7 protein-coding genes are annotated in these 8,310 nt (G+C 59.9%); 4 read left to right on the forward strand and 3 right to left on the reverse strand.

The features are described from left to right. Positions 1–171: 171 nt before the first annotated feature. Together E1297_RS06080 and E1297_RS06085 are read right to left on the reverse strand one after the other, a co-directional pair. Entirely contained in the window at positions 172–1,410 is a 1,239-nt protein-coding gene (locus tag E1297_RS06080; RefSeq protein ID WP_155135270.1) for an MFS transporter, read from the reverse strand. Between the two features lie 125 nt (positions 1,411–1,535). Further along, positions 1,536–2,774 (reverse strand): MFS transporter, encoded by a 1,239-nt coding sequence (locus tag E1297_RS06085; RefSeq protein ID WP_155135272.1) that lies wholly within the window; start codon positions 2,772–2,774, stop codon positions 1,536–1,538. Positions 2,775–3,085: 311 nt separating this feature from the next. Here E1297_RS06085 and nadA point away from each other — a divergent pair, with 311 nt between their 5' ends. The 3 genes from nadA (at position 3,086) to nadC (ending at position 6,857) form a co-directional block, all read left to right on the forward strand. Then, positions 3,086–4,168: a quinolinate synthase NadA gene (gene nadA, locus E1297_RS06090; protein WP_155135274.1), complete on the forward strand. Its 1,083-nt coding sequence runs from the start codon at positions 3,086–3,088 to the stop codon at positions 4,166–4,168. 190 nt (positions 4,169–4,358) lie between these two features. Next, positions 4,359–5,972 carry an L-aspartate oxidase gene (locus E1297_RS06095; protein WP_155135276.1) on the forward strand — a complete coding sequence of 538 codons (1,614 nt, stop codon included), beginning with the start codon at positions 4,359–4,361 and terminating at the stop codon, positions 5,970–5,972. A 24-nt stretch (positions 5,973–5,996) separates the two neighbouring features. After that, positions 5,997–6,857, forward strand: coding sequence for a carboxylating nicotinate-nucleotide diphosphorylase (gene nadC / locus E1297_RS06100; protein WP_155135278.1), 861 nt, complete (start codon positions 5,997–5,999; stop codon positions 6,855–6,857). A gap of 11 nt (positions 6,858–6,868) precedes the next feature. On the opposite strand, the gene E1297_RS06105 is transcribed toward nadC, so the two are convergent. After that, entirely contained in the window at positions 6,869–7,474 is a 606-nt protein-coding gene (locus tag E1297_RS06105; protein ID WP_155135282.1) for a HupE/UreJ family protein, read from the reverse strand. Between the two features lie 208 nt (positions 7,475–7,682). Here E1297_RS06105 and E1297_RS06110 point away from each other — a divergent pair, with 208 nt between their 5' ends. Beyond that, complete coding sequence (locus E1297_RS06110) at positions 7,683–8,189, forward strand: YqhA family protein (RefSeq protein ID WP_209015664.1); 507 nt, start codon at positions 7,683–7,685, stop codon at positions 8,187–8,189. Positions 8,190–8,310 lie beyond the last annotated feature (121 nt).

Consider the following 8,310-nt stretch of genomic DNA (forward strand, 5'->3'; position numbering starts at 1 on the left):
TTTGCGCAGCTTACATTGTGTTGCACTTCGTGCTTGAATTCACCGTGGCTTTTTCGGTGTTCGTGGCTCTCCGATTCCGGGTCAACGCTTTGCTTGGCCGGGATGGCCGGTTGGAGACCGGGTAGCGTAACAGGTGCAAGCCAAGGCGGGCAGGATGCCTGCCTTTTTTGTTTATTCCGCTGGCTGTCCAACAAGCCGCGGAACCGGTTTTTCGGCAATCGGCAGGTTGATCAGTCCCGCCAGAACGCTCAGGGCAATGGCTATCCACCAGACCACATCATAGGACCCGGTCTGGTCGTAAAGCCGTCCACCGAGCCAGACACCCAGAAACGCGCCGACCTGATGTGACAGGAAGACGAAGCCGAACAGGGTCGCCATGTAACGCGGCCCGAACATCACCGCCACCAGACCCGAAGTCGGCGGAACGGTCGACAGCCAGAGCAAACCCAACAGAGCCGAAAAGGCAATGATCGTTACCGATGTTACCGGAAAGGTAATAAAAAACAGGATCGTCAGCGCTCGGGCGAAATAAATCAGCGACAGGAAAATCGGCTTGGAGTACCGGCCGCCGATATAGCCTGAAAGCAGCGCTCCGGCGATGTTGAACAAACCGATCAGGGCAATCGCGGTTCCGCCCCAGCCCGGATCGAGGCCAAGGTCGGACATGTAGGGCGGCAGGTGGACCGTGATGAAGGCCAGTTGAAAGCCGCATACGAAAAAGCCTGCGGTCAGAAGCAGATAGCCGCGTGTGCCGAAGGCTTCGGCCAGAGCGCCCTTCAGGCTTTGATCCGGCACACCCTGTCCTTGCGCCGGGGCCGCTGCCCGCCCGCGCAGGGCGATGGCCAGCAAGGGAAGGGCTGCCATCAGGCCCGCAAACATCAGCAGCGTGTGCTGCCAGCCGATGGCATCGATCAGCGAGACCCCCAAGGGTGCAAACAGGAACTGCCCGAGCGATCCGGACGCGGTGCCGATGCCGAACGCCAGAGACCGCTGCTGTGGCGTCACGACCCGGCCGAAGGCCGCAAGAACAAGCGAGAACGAGGAAAACGAAATCCCGAGCCCGATCAGAACCCCGGCCGACAGATGAAGCGCCGTTGCCGTTTGCGCCTCAGCCATCAGGACAAGACCGCTGGCGTAAAGCAATGCCCCGAATGTGACAGCCTTCCAGGTTCCGAACCGGTCTGCAACCATGCCGGCAATCGGCTGGCCGACGCCCCACATCAGGTTCTGGATGGCCAGCGACAGCGCAAACAGCTCCCGGCTCCACTCGCGGGAATCGGTCATGGGCTGCAGGAACAGTCCCATTGCCGAACGCGGCCCGAAGGAAATGAGCGCAATAAGGCTGCCGCAAACGATGATCAGCGGGATGTTGGGCCCTGTGCGTTCAGGCAGAGCGGGTGAGTTCGACATGAGGCCCCCTTTTGATATGGCAGCCTTACAATATTGCCCCTCATCCATGAGCTAAAATGATTTTTTGTGAAGTATCGATCAATCTTCTAGATGGAACCAAGCGCGGCGATTCGTTGAACTTGCGCCTACTCTGCCGGTTCCTGGGCGAGCCGGGCGACAGGCTTTTCCGAAATCGGCCAGTTGATGATCGCGGCCAGAACACCGAGTGCGATCGCCACCCACCAGGTGGTGTCATAGGAGCCGAACCGGTCATGCAACCGGCCTCCGAGCCAGACACCCAGAAACGCACCGATCTGGTGCGACAGAAACACAAAGCCGAACAGGGTTGCCATGTAGCGCGGCCCGAACATCACCGCGACCAGCCCGGTCGTCGGCGGCACGGTCGAGAGCCACAAGAGGCCCATCACCGCGGAGAAAGTCAGGATACTTGCCGGGGACGGCGGCAGTAGGACGAAAACCAGTATCGCAATGGCTCTGGCGAAGTAAATTAGGGACAGAAAGATCGGTTTGGAATAGTGTCCGCCGATATATCCGGAGAGCAGCGATCCCACGATATTGAACAGTCCGATCAGGGCAATGGCCATGCCGCCCCAATAGGGATCCAGGCCAACATCGGCAATATAGGGCGGCAGGTGAACAGTGATGAAGGCCACGTGAAAGCCGCACACAAAGAAGCCTGCCGTCAGCAGCAGGTAGCCACGGGTGCCAAAGGCTTCGGCGATGGCCGCGCCAAGCTTGAGATCGGTTTTGTGGCCTGTCGAACCATAGGGCGCGGATTTGCCTCTGAGCGGAATGGCCAAAAGAGGGAGCGTCAGCATAAGGCCCGCAAAGAGTATCAGGGTTGCCTGCCAGCCATAGTCCTCGATCAGTGTGACCCCGAGTGGCGCGAACAGGAATTGTCCCAATGAGCCCGATGCCGTGCCGATGCCGAATGCAAACGAGCGCTGTTTGGCATCTGCAATCCGCCCGAACGAGGCCAGCACGAGCGTAAAGGATGAAAAGGCGACGCCGAGCCCGACCATGACGCCGGCCGCCAGGTAGAGTTCTGCAGCCGTTTCGGCTGTCGTCATCAGATAAAGGCCGGAACCATAGAGAATTGCGCCGAATGTGGCCGACTTCCACATTCCCAGTTTGTCAGCGGCCATGCCCGCGATCGGTTGGCCGAGACCCCACATCAGGTTCTGGATTGCAATCGAGAGTGCGAACAACTCCCGGCTCCATTCGCGTGCATCCGTCATGGGCTGGAAAAGCAACCCCATAGCAGACCTCGGGCCAAAAGAGATCAAGGCGACAATGCTGCCGCAGACAATGATCAAGGGAATATTGGGTCCGGTGCGTTGCGGCGGAGCTGATAGGTTCGGCATGTGGCCCCCTTTGAAACGGTAATTTTACATTACCTAAGGGGATGTGTAAGCCACAGCAGTATTTTGCGAAATATAGATGAGGAATTTGGATGGATTGGAAGCCTGGTGCTTGCGCGGTACTTTAAACTCGGTGTTCGATTTCAGAAAAACACAGAGAAACAAAGCGTTAGGTTGGATAATGAAAAACCGGTAGATTTTCGCTGTCCGCCTGCCTATATAAGCAGGGAACGTGAAAAAAGACGAAGGGCGAAAGCCCGTTTTCTTTTGGGAGTAATATGCTCAAAATGAGCATAATCGTCAGGGAGGTCAAGATGACCACGACCCATGCCCTTGTTGATCAGGACCGCTTGGCGGTGAGCGCACCGTCTGCTGCGGATAAATTCGGTCGTCTTGAGCGGCCGGAGCTCAGTTACACACCGGAAGTGGCCGAGGCCACCAAGGGTGTTTACGAGAAGGTCAAGCACATCATTCCGGCCATCGAGTGGCCTGCACTGGCTCCGACCATCCATGCGATCAACACGCTGAAGAAGCAGCGCAATGCCGTGATCCTGGCGCATAACTACATGACGCCGGATATCTTTCACGGTGTGGCCGACATTGTCGGCGACAGCCTGCAGCTTGCCATTGAGGCGACCCGCACCGATGCGGAGGTGATCATTCAGTGCGGCGTGCATTTCATGGCCGAGACGTCGAAGATTCTCAGCCCGGACAAGACCGTGCTGATCCCGGACATGCGCGCCGGATGCTCTCTCGCGGAATCGATTACCGGCGCTGATGTGCGGGCCTTGCGCGCGCGCAATCCCGGCATTCCGATCATCACCTACGTCAACACCTCGGCGGATGTGAAGGCGGAATGCGACATCTGCTGCACGTCATCCAATGCGCTGCAGGTGGTCGAAAGCTTCGGCGTCGACAGGGTGTTCCTGATCCCGGACAAGTATCTGGCGGCCAATGTCGGCAACAAGACCGATGTCGAGGTGCTGGTGTGGGATGGCGCTTGCGAAGTGCATGAACGGTTTACGGCGCAGGAACTGCGCGACTATCGCAAGATCGAGCCGGGCGTGAAGATCATCGCGCATCCGGAATGTCCGCCGGAAGTGGTGGCGGAAGCCGATTTTGCCGGGTCAACCGCGCATATGATCGACTGGGTCAAGACCAAGCAGCCGGAAAAGGTGATGATGATCACCGAGTGTTCCATGGCCGACAATGTCGCCAGCGAAACGCCCGGCGTCGATTATATCCGCCCCTGCAATCTTTGCCCGCACATGAAGCGGATCACCCTGTCCAAGATCCTCGATACGCTTGTCGAGATGAAGGATGAGGTCGTTGTGGACCCGGTGATCGCGGAAAAGGCGCGCATCGCTGTGGAACGCATGATCAACCTGAAAAGCTGATCACCTGACCCATTGCCATTGGTTTCCCGCCCGCATATGAGGGCGGGAAACGCTCCGAAGCGACCGGCTGATGGCCTGAACCGGCCTTGCCGATGAACAATCGCTTCGCCCCGCAGTATGGCACAGCAACGTGAGCGAAGGTTCGCGTGGTGCCGGAAGGCCGTCCGGCCAAGTATTCAGGAAGTGTCCCATGGCCGTTTCGGTTGGAAACTTTGTGCCAGCGCTCTCCAGCAAGGATGTCGACGATGTCGTGATCCTGGGCGGCGGGCTGGCGGGTCTGTTTTGTGCGCTCAAACTGGCGCCGCGTCCGGTAACGGTGATTTCAAATGCGCCGATCGGACAGGGGGCCTCCTCTGCCTGGGCGCAGGGCGGGATCGCGGCCGCCGTGACTGAAAACGACACGGCGGACAAGCATTGTGCGGACACGATTGCGGCCGGTGGCGGCATCTGCGAGGAAAAGATCGTCCAGCAGATGACGCGGGAAGCGGGTGACCGGATCCGTGATTTGCTGTCCTACGGCGTTCCTTTCGACAAGGATCTGGAAGGGCAATTGCAGGTGTCCCGCGAGGCCGCGCATTCCGCAAACCGCGTCGTGCGTGTTGCCGGAGACATGGCGGGCAAGGCGATCATGGGCGCGATCATCGCTGCCGTTCGCAACACCCCGTCCATCCGCGTGCTGGAAGGCTATATGGGCGAAAGCCTGATGGTCGAGGGGCGCTATGTGACCGGTGTGATGACCCGCAAGCGCGGCGGATTGAAGCGTCTGGCACTTCCGGCCAAGGCGGTCGTGCTTGCTTCCGGCGGCATCGGCCATCTTTATGCAGTCACCACCAATCCGGGCGAAGCCAATGGCCATGGAGTCGCCATGGCGGCCCGCGCCGGAGCGGTGATTGCCGATGCAGAATTCGTCCAGTTCCACCCGACTGCGCTCGATGTGGGCCGGGATCCGTCACCATTGGCGACCGAGGCGCTGCGCGGCGAGGGGGCGATCCTGGCCAACTCCGCCGGCGACAGGTTCATGGCCGGTGTCCATCCGGATGAGGAACTGGCGCCCCGCGATATCGTCGCCCGGGCCATCTACCGGGAACGGGAAGCTGGCCGGGGTGCTTTTCTCGACTGCCGGGATGCAATTGGCGCAGCGTTTCCGGAGCATTTCCCGGGCGTTTATGCGGCTTGCCAGTCTGCCGGTATTGATCCGGTCACGCAACCGATCCCGATTGCCCCTGCAGAGCACTACCACATGGGCGGTGTGCTGACCGATGCGAACGGGCGGACGTCTCTCGATGGCCTGTGGGCGGCTGGCGAGGTGGCCTCAACCGGTGCGCATGGTGCCAACCGGCTGGCCTCGAACTCGCTGCTTGAGGCGGTCGTCTTTGCAGCGCGCATTGCCGAGGACATTCAGGGCCTGATGCCGACACCGCGCAGTGCGTTCTGGGCGGACATGGGCGAGGAAGACGGCCTGCCAAGCCAGCGCAATGTGCAGGAACAGGCCGCCATTTCGGTCTTGCGCGAAACCATGGCCAAAAATGTCGGTGTTGAGCGCAATGCGGACGGCTTGAAGCAGGCCCTTGCCGATATCGAACGGGCCGAGGCCGATTGCCGCCGGACCTCGATCAAGAACATGATGGCCACCGCGCGGCTCATTGCGGCGGCAGCGCTCAAGCGGACCGAAAGCCGGGGCGGGCATTTCCGCAGTGATTTTCCCGACGCCGATCCGGCGCAGGCCAAACGCTCCTACACCACTCTGGCAGAGGCCGATGACATCGCGCGCAGCGTTGCCGGACGTCTTTCCACCAAGGCCTGAAACCAGACACTTGCGAGGCGGTTCATGTCCGGCAATTTGCCCGTGCTTCCGAAACTGATGATCGACGAAGCCGTCAAGGCGGCGCTGCTTGAAGACTGGGGCCGCGCCGGTGACATCACCAGCCAGGCGACCATTCCCGCCACCGCCACTGCGCGCGCGGTGATCGCAGCCCGCAAGCCGGGCGTGGTGTCCGGGATCGCGCTTGCCGAGGCAGCCTTTGTCATCACGGACCCGGCATTGGCGGTCGAGGCGGTCAAAGCGGATGGCGACAGGCTGGCGCCGGGCGACGTGGTGATGCGGATTGAGGGGCCTGCGCGGGGGCTTTTGTCGGCAGAGCGCGTTGCCCTGAACTATCTCGGCCACCTGTCGGGAATTGCAAGTGCCACGGCCCGTTTCGCGGATCTGATTGCCCATACCAGGGCAAGGATCGCCTGTACGCGCAAGACGACCCCGGGGCTTCGGGCTTTTGAAAAATTCGCGGTGCGCTGCGGCGGCGGGTCCAATCACCGGTTCGGGCTCGATGACGCGATCCTTATCAAGGACAATCATATTGCCGTGGCCGGTGGCGTGACCGAGGCAATCGAGGCGGCCAAGAGCTTTGCAGGGCATCTCGTCAAGATCGAGGTCGAGGTCGACACGCTCGACCAGCTGCGCGAAGCGCTTGCCTGTGCGCCGGATGTGATCATGCTCGACAATATGGGCCCGGATCAGCTCAAGAAAGCGGTCGGGATCGCTCAGGGGCGCGCCATTCTGGAAGCGTCCGGAGGAATCGAGGCCGATACGGTCAAGGCTGTTGCCGAGTCAGGCATCGATCTGATTTCCTCCGGCTGGATCACCCATTCCGCGCCGGTCCTTGATCTGGGGCTCGACATCGAAATGGGCTGACCGGTCGAGGGTCAGGCAACCGTCAAAGCAACCCCCGAAAGGGCCATCAGCGCGCCCAGGCCACGGGTGATGTAGGTGCCTGCCCGGTGTTCGCCATCAAGATGCTTGATCGCGGCATAGCCGACCAGAACACCGAATGCGTGAAGCAGGGCGGTCGCCGCTACAAAACCGGCGCCATAGGCAAGGCCGGTCGCCGATCCCATTTCGCCGCCATGGGCATATCCGTGGAACACGCCGAACGCGCCGACGCAAACAACCGCGATCACGGCAGGAACACGGATCGCAAGCGCGACCAATGCGCCGAGCAGAATGACCGAGGCAAGGATCATCGGCTCGACAAGAGGCAAGCTCACACCGGCAAGCGCGATGCCGAATCCGGCTATCATCGACAGGACAAAGGCCGTCGGCAGGGAAAGGATCGACCGCCCGCCGATCATTGCGGCCCACAAGCCGACCGCAATCATTGCCAGGATATGATCAAGGCCGAAGAGCGGGTGGCTGAAGCCGGCTGCGAATGAGCCATGCTGAGATGGATCGAGGTGGGCGAGGGCGGGGGATGTGGTCAGGACCAGGGCGGCCGGCAGGCCGAAAATGCGTTTGAACACGGTATCTTCCATGTAAGCGGTAAAAAACGGGCAAACCGATTCGATTTGCATATCCATGGATATCGCATATTGCGGGTGTGGAGTGCCAACGAATTTCGCCGGGCGAGCGCATCGGGTATTCGCGCTGTCAACCTACCAACTTCTAGTGCCGTTGATCTCCGGGGCGAACCGCAATAGTGTGCACTGCACAATAATCGAAATGCGATGATCGGACATGGCGATGACCGATGGTTCAACGGAAAGTGACACAGACGAGCAAGGCGCCAATATAGTGACTCGGCTCTCGCGGGCGGCCCAGGTGCCGATCCTGATAGGTCTGGCGATCGGAATGGTCCTGTTTCTCATCACCTTGTTCGTAGATATCTACTATGCGGTGCAGGACTACGAATTTTTGGACCGCAAGAAGACGATCCTTCTGATCCTCAATCTGCTGGACATGGTGTTCATCGCAAATCTGGTCATCATGGTCGCGACGAACACCTACAACACCTTCTGTTTGAAAGCGCCCGCCCATGCGGATCATTTCATCCAGCAGGGCGAACGGGCCTACCGGCGTATGAAGCACCGGATTGTCTCGACAATCGTGATCATTTCGTCGATCCATGTCTTGAGTGAGTTGCTGGAGTTTTCCCAGACGACAGCCCTGCAGGTGTTGGCCCTGATCGGGTTTCACCTTGTTCTCTTGGCCACTTATGTCGCGACAAACGTTTTCAGGACCAATGATTAGTGCCCCGCGGATGGGCTACGCCTGGATGGTTATCAATAGCGGGTGTACCTCTGCATATTGCTGATCTGTGCAGCTGCACGCGCCAATTTTGCCCATTATCATCTGTTTGGGATGGAGATGA

The sequence above is a fragment of the Roseibium sp. RKSG952 genome (assembly GCF_009711355.1).